14 protein-coding genes are annotated in these 17,944 nt (G+C 74.1%); 10 read left to right on the top strand and 4 right to left on the bottom strand.

Translation table 11 applies throughout. The features are described from left to right. The first annotated feature begins 63 nt into the window (after positions 1–63). From J116_RS08530 to nudC, 4 genes are all read left to right on the top strand, one after another. Positions 64–3,630 carry an ATP-dependent helicase gene (locus J116_RS08530; protein WP_028963837.1) on the top strand — a complete coding sequence of 1,189 codons (3,567 nt, stop codon included), beginning with the start codon at positions 64–66 and terminating at the stop codon, positions 3,628–3,630. A gap of 96 nt (positions 3,631–3,726) precedes the next feature. Then, entirely contained in the window at positions 3,727–7,365 is a 3,639-nt protein-coding gene (locus J116_RS08525; protein ID WP_023586673.1) for a UvrD-helicase domain-containing protein, read from the top strand. A 10-nt stretch (positions 7,366–7,375) separates the two neighbouring features. After that, positions 7,376–8,794, top strand: coding sequence for a dipeptidase (locus J116_RS08520; RefSeq protein ID WP_023586672.1), 1,419 nt, complete (start codon positions 7,376–7,378; stop codon positions 8,792–8,794). Positions 8,795–8,841: 47 nt separating this feature from the next. Next, positions 8,842–9,789, top strand: coding sequence for an NAD(+) diphosphatase (nudC, locus tag J116_RS08515; RefSeq protein WP_023586671.1), 948 nt, complete (start codon positions 8,842–8,844; stop codon positions 9,787–9,789). Positions 9,790–9,888: 99 nt separating this feature from the next. Here nudC and J116_RS08510 read toward each other — a convergent pair whose 3' ends face one another. Beyond that, the gene (locus J116_RS08510) at positions 9,889–10,146 is read right to left on the bottom strand and encodes a mycoredoxin (protein ID WP_023586670.1); all 258 of its coding nucleotides are present in this window, start codon (positions 10,144–10,146) and stop codon (positions 9,889–9,891) included. Between the two features lie 164 nt (positions 10,147–10,310). Here J116_RS08510 and J116_RS08505 point away from each other — a divergent pair, with 164 nt between their 5' ends. From J116_RS08505 to J116_RS08485, 5 genes are all read left to right on the top strand, one after another. After that, positions 10,311–12,491: an ATP-dependent DNA helicase UvrD2 gene (locus J116_RS08505; protein ID WP_023586669.1), complete on the top strand. Its 2,181-nt coding sequence runs from the start codon at positions 10,311–10,313 to the stop codon at positions 12,489–12,491. A 170-nt stretch (positions 12,492–12,661) separates the two neighbouring features. Beyond that, complete coding sequence (locus J116_RS08500; RefSeq protein ID WP_023586668.1) at positions 12,662–13,003, top strand: hypothetical protein; 342 nt, start codon at positions 12,662–12,664, stop codon at positions 13,001–13,003. A gap of 169 nt (positions 13,004–13,172) precedes the next feature. Then, positions 13,173–13,541: a WhiB family transcriptional regulator gene (locus J116_RS08495; protein WP_023586667.1), complete on the top strand. Its 369-nt coding sequence runs from the start codon at positions 13,173–13,175 to the stop codon at positions 13,539–13,541. Further along, entirely contained in the window at positions 13,538–13,864 is a 327-nt protein-coding gene (locus J116_RS08490) for a hypothetical protein (protein ID WP_023586666.1), read from the top strand. The genes J116_RS08495 and J116_RS08490 overlap by 4 nt, the downstream gene beginning before the upstream one ends. A 107-nt stretch (positions 13,865–13,971) precedes the next feature. Next, complete coding sequence (locus J116_RS08485) at positions 13,972–14,169, top strand: hypothetical protein (RefSeq protein WP_023586665.1); 198 nt, start codon at positions 13,972–13,974, stop codon at positions 14,167–14,169. Positions 14,170–14,285: 116 nt separating this feature from the next. On the opposite strand, the gene J116_RS08480 is transcribed toward J116_RS08485, so the two are convergent. Continuing rightward, entirely contained in the window at positions 14,286–14,714 is a 429-nt protein-coding gene (locus tag J116_RS08480; protein ID WP_023586664.1) for a DUF6210 family protein, read from the bottom strand. A gap of 302 nt (positions 14,715–15,016) precedes the next feature. Here J116_RS08480 and J116_RS29875 point away from each other — a divergent pair, with 302 nt between their 5' ends. Further along, complete coding sequence (locus J116_RS29875; RefSeq protein ID WP_161492110.1) at positions 15,017–15,160, top strand: hypothetical protein; 144 nt, start codon at positions 15,017–15,019, stop codon at positions 15,158–15,160. An 88-nt stretch (positions 15,161–15,248) separates the two neighbouring features. Here the strand turns inward: J116_RS29875 and J116_RS08470 are convergent, their stop codons facing one another. Both J116_RS08470 and J116_RS08465 read right to left on the bottom strand, forming a co-directional pair. Next, positions 15,249–16,601 (bottom strand): ABC1 kinase family protein, encoded by a 1,353-nt coding sequence (locus J116_RS08470; RefSeq protein ID WP_023586663.1) that lies wholly within the window; start codon positions 16,599–16,601, stop codon positions 15,249–15,251. 60 nt (positions 16,602–16,661) lie between these two features. Further along, complete coding sequence (locus J116_RS08465) at positions 16,662–17,870, bottom strand: ThiF family adenylyltransferase (RefSeq protein ID WP_028963836.1); 1,209 nt, start codon at positions 17,868–17,870, stop codon at positions 16,662–16,664. Positions 17,871–17,944 lie beyond the last annotated feature (74 nt).

Below are 17,944 nucleotides of genomic sequence, written 5' to 3'. Positions count from 1 at the left end.
GGGCCGCGCCCCTTCTCCACCGCACTCTCACCCTCAGCACACCCCCCAGGACCGGCGATCCACGTGAGTTCCTCCTCCACCACCCGGCGCGCGCCGCACCAGGACCCGGCACGGCCGGGGCCCCCCGGCGCGTACCGGCTGGTGCGTACCCCGCCGGCCCCGGTGGCCCCTCCTTCCCTGGACGCAGCACAGCGGGCGGTGGTTGATCACACGGACGGACCGCTCCTCGTCCTCGCCGGGCCCGGCACCGGCAAGACCACCACGCTCGTCGAGGCGGTCGCCGCGCGGATCGAGCGGGGCGCCGCCCCGGAGCGGCTCCTCGTCCTCACCTTCAGCCGCAAGGCCGCCGTCGAGCTGCGCGACCGCATGGCAGCCCGGCTGCCCGGCGCCCGCGCCCCGCAGGCGACGACGTTCCACTCGTACTGCTACGCCCTCGTACGCGCCCACCAGGACGCCGACCTGTTCGCCGAGCCGCTGCGCCTGCTCTCCGGGCCCGAGCAGGACGTCGCCGTACGCGAGCTGCTCGCAGGCCAGCTGGACCTGGAACGCGAGGGCCTTGCCCGCATCCACTGGCCCGACGAACTGCGGGCCTGCCTCACCACACGCGGCTTCGCCGACGAGGTGCGCGCCGTGCTGGCCCGCTCCCGCGAGCTGGGCCTCGGCCCGCGCGCCCTGGCCGCGTTCGCCGCGCGCACGGGGCGGCGCGACTGGTCGGCGGCGGCCCAGTTCCTCGCCGAGTACCTGGACGTCCTCGACATGCAGGGCGTCCTCGACTACGCGGAGCTGGTGCACCGCGCGGTGCTCCTCGCCGAGCGCGTCACCCTGCCCGCGTACGACGCCGTGTTCGTGGACGAGTACCAGGACACCGACCCGGCGCAGGTACGGCTGCTCCAGGCACTCGCGGGGCGCGGCAGGACCCTGTACGCGTTCGGCGACCCCGACCAGTCGATCTACGCGTTCCGGGGCGCGGACGTCAACGGCATCCTCGACTTCCCGCACATGTTCCGGCGGGCCGACGGCGACCCCGCGCCGGTCGCCGTACTGCGGACGGCACGCCGCTCCGCCGCGGCGGTCCTGGCCGCGAGCCGACTGCTGACGGCGCGGATGCCGCTGCCGCGCCTGCCCGCCGACACCGTGAAGGCCCACCGCGACCTGACGCCGGTCCGCGAGGGCGGCCGGGTGGAGACGTACACCTTCCCGACCGCGTCCACGGAGCTGGACAACATCGCGGACATCCTGCGCCGCGCCCACCTGGAGGACGGGGTGCCGTGGAGCGACATGGCCGTCCTGGTGCGTGCGGGCGCGCGCTCCCTGCCGTCGCTGCGGCGTGCCCTGACATCGGCGGGCGTGCCGCTGGAGACGGACGGCGCGGATGTCGCGCTGCGCCACGAACCGGCGGTCGCCCCGCTGCTGACGGCCCTCCGCGCCACGGCGACGGCGGCCCTGCGACCGGTGGCGACGGCCCCGGAGGAGACCGCCCGCGAGGATGCCCCCGCCCCCGCACCGGCCCTTGCGGGCACCGCCGAGGCCCCGGCCGACGAACCCGCCTCCGGCGAAGCCCTGGACACCCCCGCCGAAGCGCCGACACCGGATCCACCTGCCGAGGGCCCCGCAGCGGACCCCGCCGACGCCCCGGCAGCGGACGACCCGGCCGAGGCGCCCACAACGGACGACCTCATAGCGGACGGCACCACCGAGGCCCCCACAGCGGACGACCCCACCGACGACCCCGCAGCGGACGCCGCCGCCCCCGCCCCCTGGCTGGACACCGAGACCGCGCTCACGCTGCTCACCTCGCCGCTCGGCGGCATGGACGCGGCCGACCTGCGGCGCCTCGGGCGTGCCCTGCGCGACGAGGAGCGGGCAGCGGGCAACAAGGTGCCCCCGCCCTCCGACACGCTGCTCGCCCGCGCCCTCGCCGAACCGGAACGGCTCATCGCCCACGACTCGTCCTACGCGCGCGGAGCGCAGCACCTGGGCAAGCTGCTGCGCGACACGCGTGACCTCCTCGCCGCGGGCGGCACCGCCGAGGAGGCCCTCTGGCACCTGTGGAACGGCACCAACTGGCCGACCCGCCTCCATCGCGCCGCCCTGCGCGGCGGGCCCGCGGGCCGCAACGCCGACCGGGACCTCGACGCGGTGTGCGCCCTGTTCGACACCGCCGCCCGCGCCGAGGAGCGCACCGGCGGGCGCGGCGCCCTGAACTTCCTCGCCGAGCTGGAAGCGCAGGACATCGCAGCCGACACGCTGTCCAAGCGGCAGGCCCGCCCCGACGCCGTACGCCTGATGACCGCCCACCGCGCCAAGGGCCTGGAATGGAGCCTCGTCGTCGTCGCGGGCGTCCAGGAGGGCCTCTGGCCGGACCTGCGGCGGCGCGGCTCCCTCCTGGAGGCCGACCGGATCGGCCGCGACGGACTCGCCGAACCGCTCAGCCCCGGCGCCCTCCTCGCGGAGGAGCGCCGCCTCTTCTACGTCGCCGCCACACGCGCGCGGGACCGGCTCGTCGTCACCGCCGTCAAGGCACCCGCCGAGGACGGCGACCAGCCGTCCCGGTTCCTCGCCGAACTGGGCGTCGAACCGAAGGACGTCACCGCCCGCCCGCGCCGCCCCCTCGCCGTCGCCGCGCTCGTCGCGGAGCTGCGCGCCACCACGGTGGACCCGGACGCGTCACCCGCCCTGCGCGACGCGGCGGCCCGTCGGCTGGCCCGGCTCGCCGCGCTCACCGACGACGACGGGCAGCCGCTCGTCCACGCCGCCCACCCCTACCGCTGGTGGGGCCTGGACGACCCCACGCACGCCGCCGCCCCGCTCCGGGACCGCGACCGGCCCGTCGCCCTGTCCGGCAGCGCCCTGGATCAGCTGGTCAACACGTGCTCCCTCCAGTGGTTCCTGGGACGTGAGGTGAAGGCGGACGCCCCGGCGACGGCCGCGCAGGGCTTCGGCAACGTCGTCCACGTCCTCGCCGACGAGGTGGCCTCCGGCCGCACCCCCGCCGACCTGGCGGTCCTCATGGAACGCCTCGACTCGGTGTGGGACGCCCTCGCGTTCGACGCGCCCTGGAAGTCGTCCCAGGAGAAGGAGCACGCGCGCGTGGCGCTGGAGCGCTTCCTGCGCTGGCACGTCATGGACCGGGGCGGCCGCACCACCGCCGCCACCGAGCACGGCTTCGACGTGACGCTGGAGGCGGGGGAGTACCAGGTGCGCATCCGGGGCTCCATGGACCGCGTCGAACGGGACGAGCGGGGCCGCGCCTACGTCGTGGATTTCAAGACCGGCAAGCAGACCCCCACCAAGGACGAGGTCGCCCGCCACGCGCAGCTCGCCGTCTACCAGATCGCCGTCCGCGAGGGCGCCGTGGACGAGGTCTTCGACGGCCGCCGCCCCGAACCGGGCGGGGCCGAACTGGTCCACCTGCGCCAGGCCGCGCCCAAGAAGGAAGGCGGCGAGGCCCTGCCGCGCGTCCAGTCGCAGGAGCCGCCGTCCGAGGAGTGGGTGACCGGCCTGCTCGCCACCGCCGCGGGCCGCGTACTCGACGAGCGCTTCACGCCCAGCACCGGCCAGCACTGCACCACCTGCGCCTTCCGCGCTTCCTGCAGCGCCCTCCCCGAAGGCCGCCACATCGTGGAGTGACCCCGGGCACAGGCGACGGGGCGGCGCGGGTGCGGGAAATGAGGGGTTTTCCACAGGCTGCCCGGACTGTCAGCGCGCCCGGCTAGCCTTCTTCGAGTGACCGCACGCATCACCGACCCCGAGCAGCTCAAGGAGCTGCTCGGCATCCCGTTCACCCCGGAGCAGACGGCCTGCATCACCGCGCCGCCCGCCCCGCAGGTCATCGTGGCCGGAGCCGGGTCCGGGAAGACGACGGTGATGGCCGCCCGCGTCGTGTGGCTGGTCGGCACGGGGCAGGTCGCGCCCGAACAGGTCCTCGGTCTGACCTTCACCAACAAGGCGGCGGGCGAGCTCGCCGAGCGGGTCCGCACGGCCCTGGTCCGCGCCGGCGTCACCGACCCCGACGTCATCGACCCCGACAACCCTCCCGGCGAGCCCCGCATCTCCACGTACCACGCCTTCGCCGGCCAGCTCCTCACCGACCACGGCCTGCGCATCGGCCTGGAGCCCACCGCCCGCCTCCTCGCCGACGCCACGCGCTTCCAGCTCGCCGCGCGCGTCCTGCGCGAGGCCCCCGGTCCGTATCCGGCGCTCACCAGGTCCTTCCCCACCCTCGTCAGCGACCTCCTCGCCCTCGACGCCGAGCTCGCCGAGCACCTCGTCCGCCCCGAAGATCTCCTTTCGTACGACTCCGCGCTGCTCACCGCCCTCGCCTCGGCCCGCCTCAGCAACGCCGACCTCCGCAAGGTCCCCGAAGCCTCCGCGGCCCGTCGCGAACTGCTCGGACTGGTCGTCCGCTACCGCGCCGCCAAGCGCGAGCGCGACCTGCTGGACTTCGGCGACCAGATCGCCCTCTCCGCAGAGCTGGCCCTCACCCGCCCCGAGGTCGGCGCACAGCTGCGCGACGAGTTCCGGGTCGTCCTCCTCGACGAGTACCAGGACACGTCAGTCGCCCAGCGGCTCCTGCTGTCCGGACTCTTCGGCGGCGGCACGGGCCATCCCGTCACCGCCGTCGGCGACCCCTGCCAGGCCATCTACGGCTGGCGAGGCGCGTCCGTCGCGAACCTGGACGACTTCCCCGAGCACTTCCCGTACGCGGACGGCCGCCCCGCCTCCCGGTACGCGCTCAGCGAGAACCGCCGCAGCGGCGGGCGGCTCCTCCAGCTCGCCAACGGCCTCGCCGAGCCCCTGCGCGCCATGCACGAGGGCGTGGAAGCGCTGCGGCCGGCCCCCGGCGCCGAACGGGACGGAGTCGTACGGATCGCGCTGCTGCCGACGCAGGCCGAGGAGATCGCCTGGCTCGCGGACTCCATCGCGCACCTGGTCCGCACGGGCAAGGAGCCGGGCGAGATCGCCGTCCTGTGCCGCACGGCCACCGACTTCCCGGAGATCCAGGCGGCCCTCGTCGCGCGTGACGTGCCCGTGGAGGTCGTCGGCCTGTCCGGGCTGCTGCACCTGCCGGAGGTCGCCGACCTGGTCGCCGTGTGCGAAGTCCTCCAGGACCCCGGCGCCAACGCCTCGCTGGTACGGCTCCTCACCGGCCCCCGCTGGCGGATCGGCGCCCGCGACCTGGCCCTCCTCGGCCGCCGCGCCCGCCTGCTGGTGGACCGTCCCGGGGACGAGGCCGCCGACGCGGACGAGCGCCTCGCGGCTGCCGTGGAGGGCGTCGACCCGGCCGAGGTGATCTCCCTGGCGGACGCGCTGGACACGTTCCTGGAGACCGGCGGCCACGACGACGGGCTGCCGTTCTCGGCGGAGGCCCGCCTCCGGTTCGCCCGCCTCGCCGCGGAGCTGCGCGACCTGCGGCGCTCGCTGGCCGACCCGCTGATGGACGTCCTGCACCGGATACTCGCCACCACCGGCCTGGAGGTCGAGCTCTCCGCTTCGCCGCACGCCCTGGCGGCCCGCCGCCGCGAGACCCTGTCGAACTTCCTGGACATCGCCGCCCGCTTCGCGTCCCTCGACGGCGAGGCCACCCTCCTGGCGTTCCTCGGCTTCCTGCGCACGGCCGCCCAGTACGAGAAGGGCCTCGACAACGCCCTGCCCGGCGGCGAGAACACCGTGAAGGTCCTCACCGCGCACAAGTCGAAGGGCCTGGAGTGGGACGTCGTCGCCGTCCCCGGCCTGGTCACCGGCCAGTTCCCCAGCAGCAGGGCGCGCGAGGCGTGGACGGCCCAGCCGCAGGTCCTGCCGCACGCGCTGCGCGGCGACGCCGACACGCTGCCCGCGATCGACACCTGGGACGCCGCGTCGCTGAAGGCCTTCAAGGACGCCATGCGCGACCACCAGCACACCGAGGAGCTGCGCCTCGGCTATGTGACGTTCACCCGCCCCCGCTCGGTGCTGCTCGGCTCCGGCCACTGGTGGGGCCCCTCCCAGAAGCGCCGCCGAGGCCCCTCGGACTTCCTGCACGCCCTGTACGACCACTGCGCGGCAGGGCACGGGGAGATCGAGGCGTGGGCCGACGAGCCCGACGAGGACGCCGAGAACCCGGCGCTCCAGGCCGCCGCCCAGGAGCAGGCGTGGCCCCTGCCCCTCGACCCCGACTCGCTGGAGCGCCGCCGCACCGCCGCGAGGACGGTCCTGGCGTACCTCGAGAACCCGCCCGCCTACCCGGCCCCCGCCTACGCCGAGGACCCTGAGGCCCCCGACGAGCCGCTGTGGCCGGACGACCTGGACGCCCCCTGGCCCGACGACGTCCCGCCCGAGCACGCCTACGACGACTACGACGCGCCCCCGCCCGACGAGGCCCCCGGCCCCGCCCCGTACGAGCCGCACGTCCCGGCCCCCGCCGACGCCTCCGCGCACGACCACCCGGGCCCGCCCGGCACGTCCGGGAAGCCCCCTGCCCCGGAGTCCCCCGCCGCGGAGTCGCCCGCCGCGGGCGATCCCGCGCCGCACGGGGACGCCCCGGCGCCCACCCTGCCCCCGCAGGCCGTCCCGCACCAGCGCCCCGCCCCCGCCGACGCCGGGGCCGACCCGGCGACCCCCGCCGACCCCGCAGCCGGCCCGGCCACCCCCACCGACCACCTCACCCCCGAGGAGGCCCGCACCGTCGCCTCCTGGGACCGCGACCTGGACGCGCTCACCGGGGAGCTGCTGCGCGCTCGCGCCACCACGCGCGACGTGCCCCTGCCCGCCTCCCTCTCCGCGTCCCAGCTGCTGCGCCTCGCCGCCGATCCGGACGGCTTCGCGGCGGAGCTGGCCCGCCCCATGCCCCGCCCGCCGCAGCCCGCCGCCCGTCGCGGCACGCGCTTCCACGCCTGGGTGGAGTCCCGCTTCGAGGAGCTGCCGCTGCCCATGCTCGGCCCCGACGAGCTGCCCGGCGGCGAGGTGTACGCGGACGAGCCGGAGATCACCGACGAGCGGGACCTGGCCGCCCTCAAGGAGGCGTTCGAGAACACGCCCTACGCCCATCGCACCCCGTACCGCGTGGAGGCCCCCTTCCAGATCACGCTCGCGGGCCGGGTCGTCCGCGGCCGGATCGACGCCGTCTACCACGACCCCGCCACCGGCACGTACGAGATCGTGGACTGGAAGACCAGCCGCCACCGCACCGGCGACCCGCTCCAGCTCGCCGTGTACCGGCTCGCCTGGGCCGAGCTGCACGGACTGCCCCTCGACGCCGTCACCGCCGCGTTCGTCTACGTCCGCACCGGCGAGGTCGTACGCCCCGAAGCGCTGCCCGGCCGGGCGGACATCGAGCGGGTCCTCCTCGGTGAGACGGCCGACGGCACACCCACCCCCGCCGGATAGGCTCAGGAGCATGAGCGACACCCCGGACAGCGCCGTCCAGACCGTACGGAAGTACATAGAGCAGCACCGCGCCGCCTTCCTCGACGACCTCGCCGAGTGGCTGCGCATCCCCTCCGTCTCCGCCCAGCCCGAGCACGCCCCGGATGTCCGGCGCAGCGCCGAGTGGCTCGCCGCCCAGCTCGCCCGGACCGGCTTCCCCGTCACGGAGGTCTGGGAGACGGACGGCGCCCCCGCCGTGTACGCGGAGTGGCCCTCCGCCGACCCGGACGCCCCCACCGTCCTCGTCTACGGCCATCACGACGTGCAGCCCGCCGCCCGCGAGGACGGCTGGCACACCGACCCGTTCGAGCCGGTCATCCGCGACAACCGGCTCTACGCGCGCGGGGCGGCCGACGACAAGGGCCAGGTGTTCTTCCACACCCTCGGCGTCCGCGCCCACCTCGACCTCACCGGCCGCACCACCCCGGCCGTCACGCTGAAGCTGCTCGTGGAGGGCGAGGAGGAGTCGGGGTCCGCCCACTTCCGCGCCCTGGTCGAGGAGCGCCGCGACCGCCTCGCCGCCGACGCCGTGATCGTCTCCGACACCGGCATGTGGTCCGAGACGACCCCCACGGTCTGCACCGGCATGCGCGGCCTCGCCGACTGCGAGATCGAGCTGTACGGCCCCGACCAGGACATCCACTCCGGCTCCTTCGGCGGAGCCGTCCCCAACCCGGCCACGGTCGCCGCCCGCCTCGTCGCCGCCCTGCACGACGAGGACGAACGCGTCACCGTCCCCGGCTTCTACGACGGCGTCGCCGAGCTCACCGACGCCGAGCGGGCCCTCATCGCGGAGCTGCCGTTCGACGAGGCCGCGTGGCTCGCCACCGCCCGCTCGCACGGCACGCTCGGCGAGGCCGGCCACTCCACCCTGGAGCGCGTCTGGGCCCGCCCCACCGCCGAGGTCAACGGCATCGGCGGCGGCTACCAGGGCCCCGGCGGCAAGACGATCATTCCGTCAACCGCGCAGCTGAAGCTGTCGTTCCGCCTCGTCGCGGGCCAGGACCCGGACCGGATCGAGCAGTCCGTACGGGACTGGGTCGCCGCCCGCGTCCCCTCCGGCATCCGTCACAAGATCACCTTCGGGGCGGCCACCCGGCCCTGCCTCACGCCGCTCGGCCACCCGGCGCTCCAGGCCGTCGCCCGCTCCATGAGCCTCGCCTTCGACGGCGCGAAGATCCGCTACACGCGCGAAGGCGGCTCGGGCCCCGCCGCCGACCTCCAGGACGTGCTGGCCGCGCCCGTGCTGTTCCTCGGCATCTCCGTACCGTCCGACGGCTGGCACGCGCCGAACGAGAAGGTCGAGCTGGACCTGCTGCTGAAGGGCGTGGAGGCCACCGCCCACCTGTGGGGCGAGCTTGCCGCCGCGCTCCGCCGAACACGACGCTGAACGACGCTGAACAGACACCCAGACACCCGGGGGAGTTGGAAGCAACAGTGAGCACCATCAGCAACGAGGCCGGTCCCCGCCCGATCGGCTTCACCGCCCCGAGCGGTATCGACCGTGCCGCCCACCACCGCCTCGACGAGGCGTGGCTCGCGGCGGCGTGGAGCCACCCGACCACGCGCGTCTTCGTCGTGTCGGGTGGCCAGGTGCTCGTCGACGACACCCCCGACGGGCGCACCGAACTGGTCATGACCCCCGCCTTCGAGGCACCCCCCACCGAGACGCACCGCTACTTCCTCGGCACCGACGGCGACGGGGTCAGCTACTTCGCGCTCCAAAAGGACTCGCTGCCCGGCCGCATGGACCAGTCCGCGCGCCCCGCCGGGCTGCGCGAGGCCGGACTGCTGCTCGACAGCCGCGACGCAGCCCTGATGGTCCACGCGGTCGCCCTGGAGAACTGGCAGCGCCTCCACCGCTTCTGCTCCCGCTGCGGCGAGCGCACCGTCATCGCCGCCGCGGGCCACGTCCGCCGCTGCCCGGCCTGCGGCGCCGAGCACTACCCGCGCACCGACCCCGCAGTGATCATGCTGGTCACCGACGACCAGGACCGGGCGCTGCTCGGCCGGCAGGTGCACTGGCCCGAGGGCCGCTTCTCGACGCTCGCCGGGTTCGTCGAGCCGGGCGAGTCCATCGAGCAGTCCGTGGTCCGCGAGGTGTACGAGGAGGCCGGTGTCACGGTCGGCGAGGTCCGGTACGTCGCCAGCCAGCCGTGGCCGTTCCCGTCCAGCCTGATGCTCGGGTTCATGGCCCGTGCCACGTCGCCCCACATCGAGGTGGACGGCGACGAGATCGAGGAGGCCCGCTGGTTCTCCCGCGACGAGCTGACCGCCGCCTTCGACTCCGGCGAGGTCCTCCCGCCGTACGGCATCTCCATCGCCACCCACCTGATCGAGATGTGGTACGGCAAGCCGCTGCCCAGACCCGGCGGCATCGGCTGACCGGCCCCCGTACGCGAACGCCCCCACCGGTCCACCGGTGGGGGCGTTCGCGTACGGGCGCCGCCGCCCGGGGCCGGGCCGCGCGACGCGCTAGAGGGTTCAGCTGGCGAGCGCCTGCTGCACCTGCATCAGGCTCGGGTTGGTCATCACGACGTTCTCGCCGCCGCTGTTCGGCGTGACGAGCACGGTCGGAACCGTCTGGTTGCCGTTGTTGACCTTCTCCACGAAAGCGGCGGACTCCGGGTCCTGCTCGATGTTGATCTCGGTGTACGCGATGCCCTCGCGGTCCAGCATGCTCTTGAGCCGCCGGCAGTACCCGCACCAGGTCGTGCTGTACATCGTCACAGTTCCCTGCATCGTCTCTTCCGCTCCTCGGATGACTGGAGTGTGGCTGGAGTGCCTGATCGCACCCGGGAGAACGTACGCCGACCGTCCCCGCATTCCCCACCCCGGTATGACCGGCGCCCCACCCCTGTGGACGACCGGCACGGCCCGCCCCGCCGACCTGGCAGCATGGCAGGGTGACACCAGCGACGCACTCCACCCTCTTCCCGCAGGTCCCCGACTCGGCGGACGCGGTGCTCGACGGGCTCGACCCCGAGCAGCGCGAGGTGGCGACGGCCCTGCACGGCCCCGTATGCGTCCTGGCCGGCGCCGGCACGGGCAAGACCCGGGCGATCACCCACCGCATCGCCTACGGGGTCCGCGCCGGCATCCTCCAGCCCGCCAGCGTGCTCGCCGTCACGTTCACCAACCGCGCCGCGGGCGAGATGCGCGGCCGCCTCCGCCAGCTCGGCGCCGGAGGCGTCCAGGCCCGCACCTTCCACTCGGCGGCCCTCCGACAGCTCCAGTACTTCTGGCCGAAAGCCGTCGGCGGCGACCTGCCCCGCCTCATCGACCGCAAGGCCCAGCTCGTCGCCGACGCCGCCACCCGCTGCCGCATCCGCCTCGACCGCACGGAGCTGCGCGACGTCACCTCCGAGATCGAATGGGCGAAGGTCACCCAAACCGTCCCCGCCGACTACCCCGCTGCCGTCGCCAAGGCCCAGCGCGACGCCCCCCGCGACCCGGCGGAAACCAGCCAGATCTACGCCATGTACGAGCAGCTCAAGCGGGAGCGCGACGTCCTCGACTTCGAGGACGTCCTGCTGCTCACCGTCGGCATCCTCCAGGACCGCCACGACATCGCCGAGCAGATCCGCCGCCAGTACCAGCACTTCGTGGTGGACGAGTACCAGGACGTCTCACCCCTCCAGCAGCGCCTCCTCGACCTGTGGCTCGGCGACCGCGACAGCCTCTGCGTCGTCGGCGACGCCAGCCAGACGATCTACTCCTTCACCGGCGCCACCCCCGACTACCTCCTGGACTTCCGCACCCGCCACCCCCACGCGACCGTCGTCAAACTCGTCCGCGACTACCGCTCCACCCCGCAGGTCGTCCACCTCGCCAACGGCCTCCTCGCCCAGGCGAGCGGCCGCGCCGCCGACCACCGGCTGGAACTGGTCTCCCAGCGCGACCCCGGGCCCGAGCCCGTCTACATCGAGTACGGCGACGAACCCACCGAAGCCGAGGGAACCGCCCGCCGCATCCGCGACCTCATCGCCTCCGGCGTCCCCGCGGGCGAGATCGCCGTGCTCTACCGCGTCAACGCCCAGTCCGAGATCTACGAACAGGCCCTCGCCGACGCCGGAGTCCCCTACCAGCTCCGCGGCGCCGAGCGGTTCTTCGAACGCCAGGAGGTACGGGAGGCCGGCGCCGCCCTGCGCAGCGCGGCCCGCTTCGGCGCGAACGACCCCCTCCTCGACGATGTGGTGGACCTGCCCTCCCAGGTCCGCGCCGTCCTGTCCACCAAGGGCTGGACCACCGAACCCCCCACCGGCTCCGGCGCCGCCCGTGACCGCTGGGAGTCTCTCGCCGCGCTCGTCCGCCTCGCCGAGGACCTCGCCCGCGCCCGCCCCGCCGCCAGCCTCGCCGACCTCGTCACCGAACTGGACGAGCGCGCCGCCGCCCAGCACGCCCCCACCGTCCAGGGCGTCACCCTCGCCTCCCTCCACGCGGCGAAGGGCCTCGAATGGGACGCCGTGTTCCTCGTCGGCCTCACCGACGGCACCCTCCCCATCACGTACGCCCGGACCGACGAGCAGATAGAGGAGGAGCGGCGACTCCTCTACGTCGGCGTCACCCGCGCCCGCCGCCACCTGGGCCTGTCGTGGTCCCTGTCCCGCTCGCCCGGCGGCCGGCCCCACCGCGAGCCGTCCCGTTTCCTGAAGGGCCTGCGCCCCGGCAGCGGCAGCCCCACCGCGCGAACCGTCCGCGCGTCCGGCGGCGTCGAGCGCGCCGCCGGACCCGCCCGCACCCGGCGCGCCCGAGGCCCGGTCCGCTGCCGTGTGTGCGGCACGACACTCACGGCCGCGGGCGAGATGAAGCTGATGCGCTGCGAGGACTGCCCCTCGGAGATGGACGAGGGCCTGTACGGGCGCCTCCTCGAGTGGCGCGCCGCCCAGGCCCGCCGACTGGGGCAGCCCGACTACTGCGTCTTCACCGAGAAGACCCTCATCGCCATCGCGGAGACCGTTCCCTCGACCGACGCGGAGCTGGCCGCGATCCCCGGCGTGGGCATCCGCAAGCTGAACCGTTTCGGAACGGACGTCCTCGCCATCTGCGCAGGTGAGGACCGGGCGGACAGTGAAGGCGACGACTGATCAGAACTCGTCGGAAAAATAGTTTGCGCCCGCCCCACGAAGCCCCATAGGTTCTTAACCACGCGAACAGCGGCTTCCTTGAACCGCTGTTGTCGTGCTGTACTTATCCGAATACACGCGGGTCCGGCCCCTGGCCAGTCCCCCCGAGACGCCGAGAGGAGGCGATTCCAGTGATCAGCATCAAGACCAGCTTCGTCAGCACCGCCAAAATGACCGATCGCTCGGTCGTCTCCGCCTGCTCGCTCGGCCTCTCCGGTTCGGCGTTCCTTGGCAGCGGTCTGTCCGGCTTCCGTGCCTTCCGACTGCTGTCCTCCCCGCTGGCTCTCCCCGTCATCGAGGGCTTCGAGGGCAATGAGCGACCGACCAAGGCACTGGAAGCGGGAGTAGCAGCGGCGCAGGCCCCGGCCTATGTCATTGCGGCGACCGGTGCCGAGCACAAGACGAAGCAGACGCAGCAGCACCACACGATGTGGGCCTTCCGTGGGCTCGAACCCTGGAGTGATCCAGCCTGATCCAGGATCAGGTCGGCGCCTTCAGGGCCGCGGAACCCCACAGGGGTCCGCGGCCCTTCTGTTTTGCCCGACCGGGCGGAACGGAGCGAAGGGGCCCCGGGACCAGCAGAAACCCGGTACCAGCCCACCGGCCAACCCGCCGGACCGACCAGACGAGGAAAACACCACCGTGCAACTCGAAGCGCACGCCCCGTCCGTACCGCCTTCCCAGACGCTCCCCCCGCCCGGCCTCACGGAGGACCACGACGTGACCGCCCTCACCGCGCTCACCGCGCTCGACGACGCCATCGAGAACCTCGGCGTACCCGTCCCCTGCCGCTCCTACGACCCGGAGGTCTTCTTCGCCGAGTCGCCGGCGGACGTCGAGTACGCCAAGTCCCTCTGCCGCACCTGCCCCCTCATGGCCGCCTGCCTCGCCGGCGCCAAGGAGCGGCGCGAGCCGTGGGGCGTCTGGGGCGGTGAGCTCTTCGTCCAGGGTGTGGTCGTCGCCCGCAAGCGGCCCCGTGGCCGCCCGCGCAAGAACCCGGTCACGGCATGAACACCGTCACCGGAACCATCGACCGCCCCCTCACGCACGACCCCCAGAAGCAGGCCCCGATGACCTCTTCCACGAGCGAGCCCATCGGCTCCGCGACCCCTGACGTCACCACCCTCGGCGCCCACGCGGCGCGCCAGAACAGGACCCGAGAGATGCAACTCATCCCAGAAGCCCTGGCCCGTGCCCATATGCACGAGCGCCTCAGGCAAGCCGACGAGCAACGCCCCGGCGCCCGGCTGATCGCCGCCCGCCGGATGCAGCGCCGCGCCGAACGCGCCTCGATGCGCGCCCGCCGCGCGCTCGCCATGGCGGTCATGCAGTAACCGACCCCGGCGCTCACCATCGCTCTCCCCGCGGGGGCCGGTCCACCCGGACCGGCCCCCGCGGGCGCTTCCGGGCGGCAGCCGGAACACGGAGTTATCGTCGCGAGGTGAACGACCGGACTCCCGAACCCGAAGGCACGCACCCGCGGCCCGTGGTGTGCTCCCGCTGCGGCGCGACCGCCGAGTGCCTTCCCCTGACCTGGACGTACTCCCTCGAGAACGACACCAGGCACTACCTCTGCGAGCCCTGCGCCCGCGACCACATCCGCTCCATCGAGGGCCGACTCGACCCCACCTGGTGGTGACCGCCGTCCCGCCGGGGCCCCGCCCCCCCGCCCCCCCCACCTCTCCCCGCTCCCAAGACCGTTTCCCCGGTCCGGACTTGGCTCCGGACTGCCGCCGGACGGGCGTACCGAAGCTGTCAGTCCGAGTTGCGCCACAGCAGCACGCCGGGGCCGTCCGGCGTGAGGACAGGGACCCATGCCTCGTCGGCCTCGTCGGCACGGTCCTCGTCCAGGCGCAGGTCGTGCGGCTCCTCCACCCGCCCGTCGCAGGCCCAGTAGGGGGTGGTCCCGACGATCTGGCGGAGTCGCTCCCACTCGGCGTCCGCCCACGTGCGGTTGCGAGTGCCGGCACCGAGGAAGTCCTGCTCGAACAGGCGGCGCAGAGCTTCCAGTGCGTCATCGGCGGCCACCGGGACGAGGAAGCCCTCCACCTGGCCCTGCCTGCACGCCGTACCACCGTATTGCTGCTGGTAGTACACGCCGGTGGCCGCCTCCACCACCACATACAGCCAGGTGTCGCCGCCACTGCCGTCGGGATCGAGGAAGACATACCGCCGAGCGCTCATACGGTCAGTCTTCCGGCCCGTCGGCCTGTGCTCAACGGCATTTGCACCGAACCGATCCGGCACGGGCCGCACCGGCAGGCGGGCACCGGGTGGGGGCGTCCTGCGCCTGCGGGTCGCCAGGGTCCGGACATAACGCGCTCGAAGATCGAGATATCCGTGCCCGAGAACCATGCGGAGGCTGTGATCGAGGCCCTCCACGCGGCCGGTGCGGGACGGGTGGGCGACTAAGCACGGTGATCCAGCATCCGGAGGTGACCGGCACGTGGCAGGCTCTGCCCGGCGCGTAGCCGTACGACGGTGACGTGGGCGCCGTACAGCACAGCGAAGAGTGCCGGATCGAATCGGTCTGCGACGAGGAGCAGGCCGCCGCCGTCCAGCAGGCGGTCCGTGCCGCCCATCCCCACGAGGAACCGGTCATCCACTTCCTGCCGCTGTTCGAGGCGTAGGCGACCAGGCAGGCCCCGCCGCCGAGACGGCCGTGCCACGGTCGGCCGGGAGGTCCGGTCCGCAGACCGACGAAGCTCCCGCCCGGGCTCAGGCCGGTTCCTCCTCCATGTAGTCCTCGGGGAGGAAACCCGGAAGCCACTCCTCCAGTTCGTCGCGGAGGCGTACGGACGCGTTCAGCTGGCACAGCACGCCGATCGTGCTGAGCGTCACCCGGTGGATCAGCAGGTACGCGGGCGGCAGGTTCATCTGCTTGCCCAACTGGTGGGCGGGGGAGCGGGGGTCGGCGATGCGGGCCGCCTGGGTGCGGATCCACTCCCGGGTGAACAGGAACTCGTCCACCTCGGCCGGTTCGATGATCGGCAGCAGGTAGTCCAGTACGGCCTCCGGGTCGAGTTCTATGGAGTCCTTCACGAACCCCTCGTCGCACAGCAGCTCGTAGACCGTCTCCGCCTCGCCCTCCAGCGCCATCCGCAGACAGACACCGATCGTCTCCGGCAGCCCGCCGGGCAGGCGGTCCACCGTGCCGAAGTCGAGCACGCCGAGCCTCGCGTCGCCGCCGTCCTCACCCGGCAGCAGACGGAAGTTGCCCGGGTGCGGGTCGGCGTGCAGCAGTCCCGTCCGCGCCGGGCCCGAGAACAGGAACCGTGCCAGCAACTGGCCCGCCCTGTCCCGCTCCTCCGGCGTGCCACCGGATATGACCTCCGACAGCGGCACCCCGTCGATCCACTCCGTCACCAGCACCTGGTCCGACTGGTGCACCACGTCCGGGACCACCACGTCCGGGTCGTCGGCGAACTCCGCGGCGTGGTCCCGCTGCGCCCGGGCCTCCAGCTCGTAGTCCAGCTCCTCCGACACCCGCTCACGCATCTCGGCGATCAGCGGCTTGATGTCCATTCCCGGCACCAGCGGCCCCAGCAGCCGGGCGAACCGGCTCAGCTGCGTCAGGTCCGACAGCAGCGCCTCACCCGCCCCCGGATACTGCACCTTCACCGCGACGGAACGCCCGTCGTGCCACACCGCCCGGTGCACCTGGCCGATCGACGCCGCCGCGGACGGCTTGTCGTCGAACTCCAGGAACAGGTCCCGCCACTCGGCGCCCAGGCGTTCCGCGAGCACCCCGTGCACCGTGCGCGTCGGCATCGGCGGCGCCGCCTCCTGCAGCTTCGTCAACGCCGCCCGGTACGGCCCGGCGACCTCCTCGGGAAGCGCCGACTCGAAGACGGACAGTGCCTGTCCGAGCTTCATCGCGCCTCCCTTCAGCTCGCCCAGGACCTTGAACAGCTGGTCGGCCGTGCGCTGTTGCAGCTCCCGCGCCACGATCTCCGCCGACTTGCCCCCGATCCGCTTGCCGAGCCCCCACGTGGCCCGCCCCGCGAAGCCCAGGGGCAGCGCGGCCAACTTGGCGGTACGGGTGACCGCCTTCCGGGGAAGATCAGACATGCGCCCCTCCAAAACCCAGACTGCCGTGCCGCGTTGCCTGACACGCGCCGCCGACGGCGGTTACCCCGCCATTGTGTCCTGCCCGCCCCGGACCCCCGAGGCCCGCTCCCGTTCCGCCCCGTCCGCCTCCCATCCGGCCCGCACCTCCACCTGGTCGGCCGCCCCGCACGGGCACTCCCCGTGCGGCCGCAACCGCCGCGACCGCCACTCCAGCAGCGGTGACGCCACCTCCCACCGGGCGCCCACGCTCGCCGGGGCGCCCCCGTCGAGGAACGCCAGCGCGTGCGCCGCCGTGAGCCCCGCCACCGTCGCCACCAGCCCCGCATCACCGGTCGGCACCGCACCGCCCTGCCGCCCGGACCGCCACTGCGCCAGCAACCGGGGCCACGCGGGGTCGGCGTCCACCCGGCCCAGGTCCACGCACCGCGCGCACGCCGACCCGCCCGGCAGCACCAGCGGGCCCACCACGCCCGTCGCCTCCAGCACCCCGGCGAACAAGTGGGGTGTCCCCGTCCCCACCCACGCGTCGGCCGTCGCCGGATCGGGGGCGTACGCCGCCAGACCGTCCCGCGGCGCGACGACCACCAGCGACAGCGCGGGCTCCGGCCCGCCGCCGGAGCGGCCCGCGCGGTCGTCCCGGCCCGGGCCGTGGGCGCCGGCCCCCGCGCCACCCGGCGCCGCCCGGGCCACCAGTCGCCGGGCCGCCACCGCCCGCCCCTCGCCGACCGACTCGGGCGGCAGCCCGCCCGGCGCCACGTCCCACGGCCGCACCCGGCCCCCGTCCAGTACGTCCACACGCCCCACGCCCGCCGACGACAGCAGCGCCGCGACCGCCGCCCCCACCCGGCCCGCTCCCCGCACCTGCACCCGCATCGCGCCCCGCGCCGCCAGGCGCCGCAGGGGCTCGCCCGGCCCCCGGTGCACCACCGACAGCGAACCCGCGTCGGCGCGCAGCCGGTCCGGCACCACCACCTCCCGCGCCGCCCCGCCCTCCGCGCGCCCCGTCGCCCCCCGCGCCGTGTCCTCCAGCAGCCCCGCCCGCGCCAGCCGGTTCAGCAGCCGCTCCAGCCAGTCGTCCGGCACGCCGAGCCTGCGGGCCTCCTCACGCAGGCTCGGGACATCCCGCGTGCCGTCCAGCAGCTCCAGCAGGCTCCCGGTCGTCGCGTCCACCGGGCCCACCACGACCGCGTGTGCGGGCGCCACACCGAACTGCACATACCGAAGATCACGCCAGGCGCGCCGCAGCGCGGGCCTCACCATCGGACGCATACCGACCCCCATGCCGTATCCCGTCATCGGTCACACGCGGACAGCATCACGCGGACGCCACGATCCCTGCCGAG

It is taken from the genome of Streptomyces thermolilacinus SPC6 (assembly GCF_000478605.2).
Lineage (GTDB): Bacteria > Actinomycetota > Actinomycetes > Streptomycetales > Streptomycetaceae > Streptomyces > Streptomyces thermolilacinus.
This window is presented reverse-complemented; position numbering and strand designations above follow the sequence as displayed.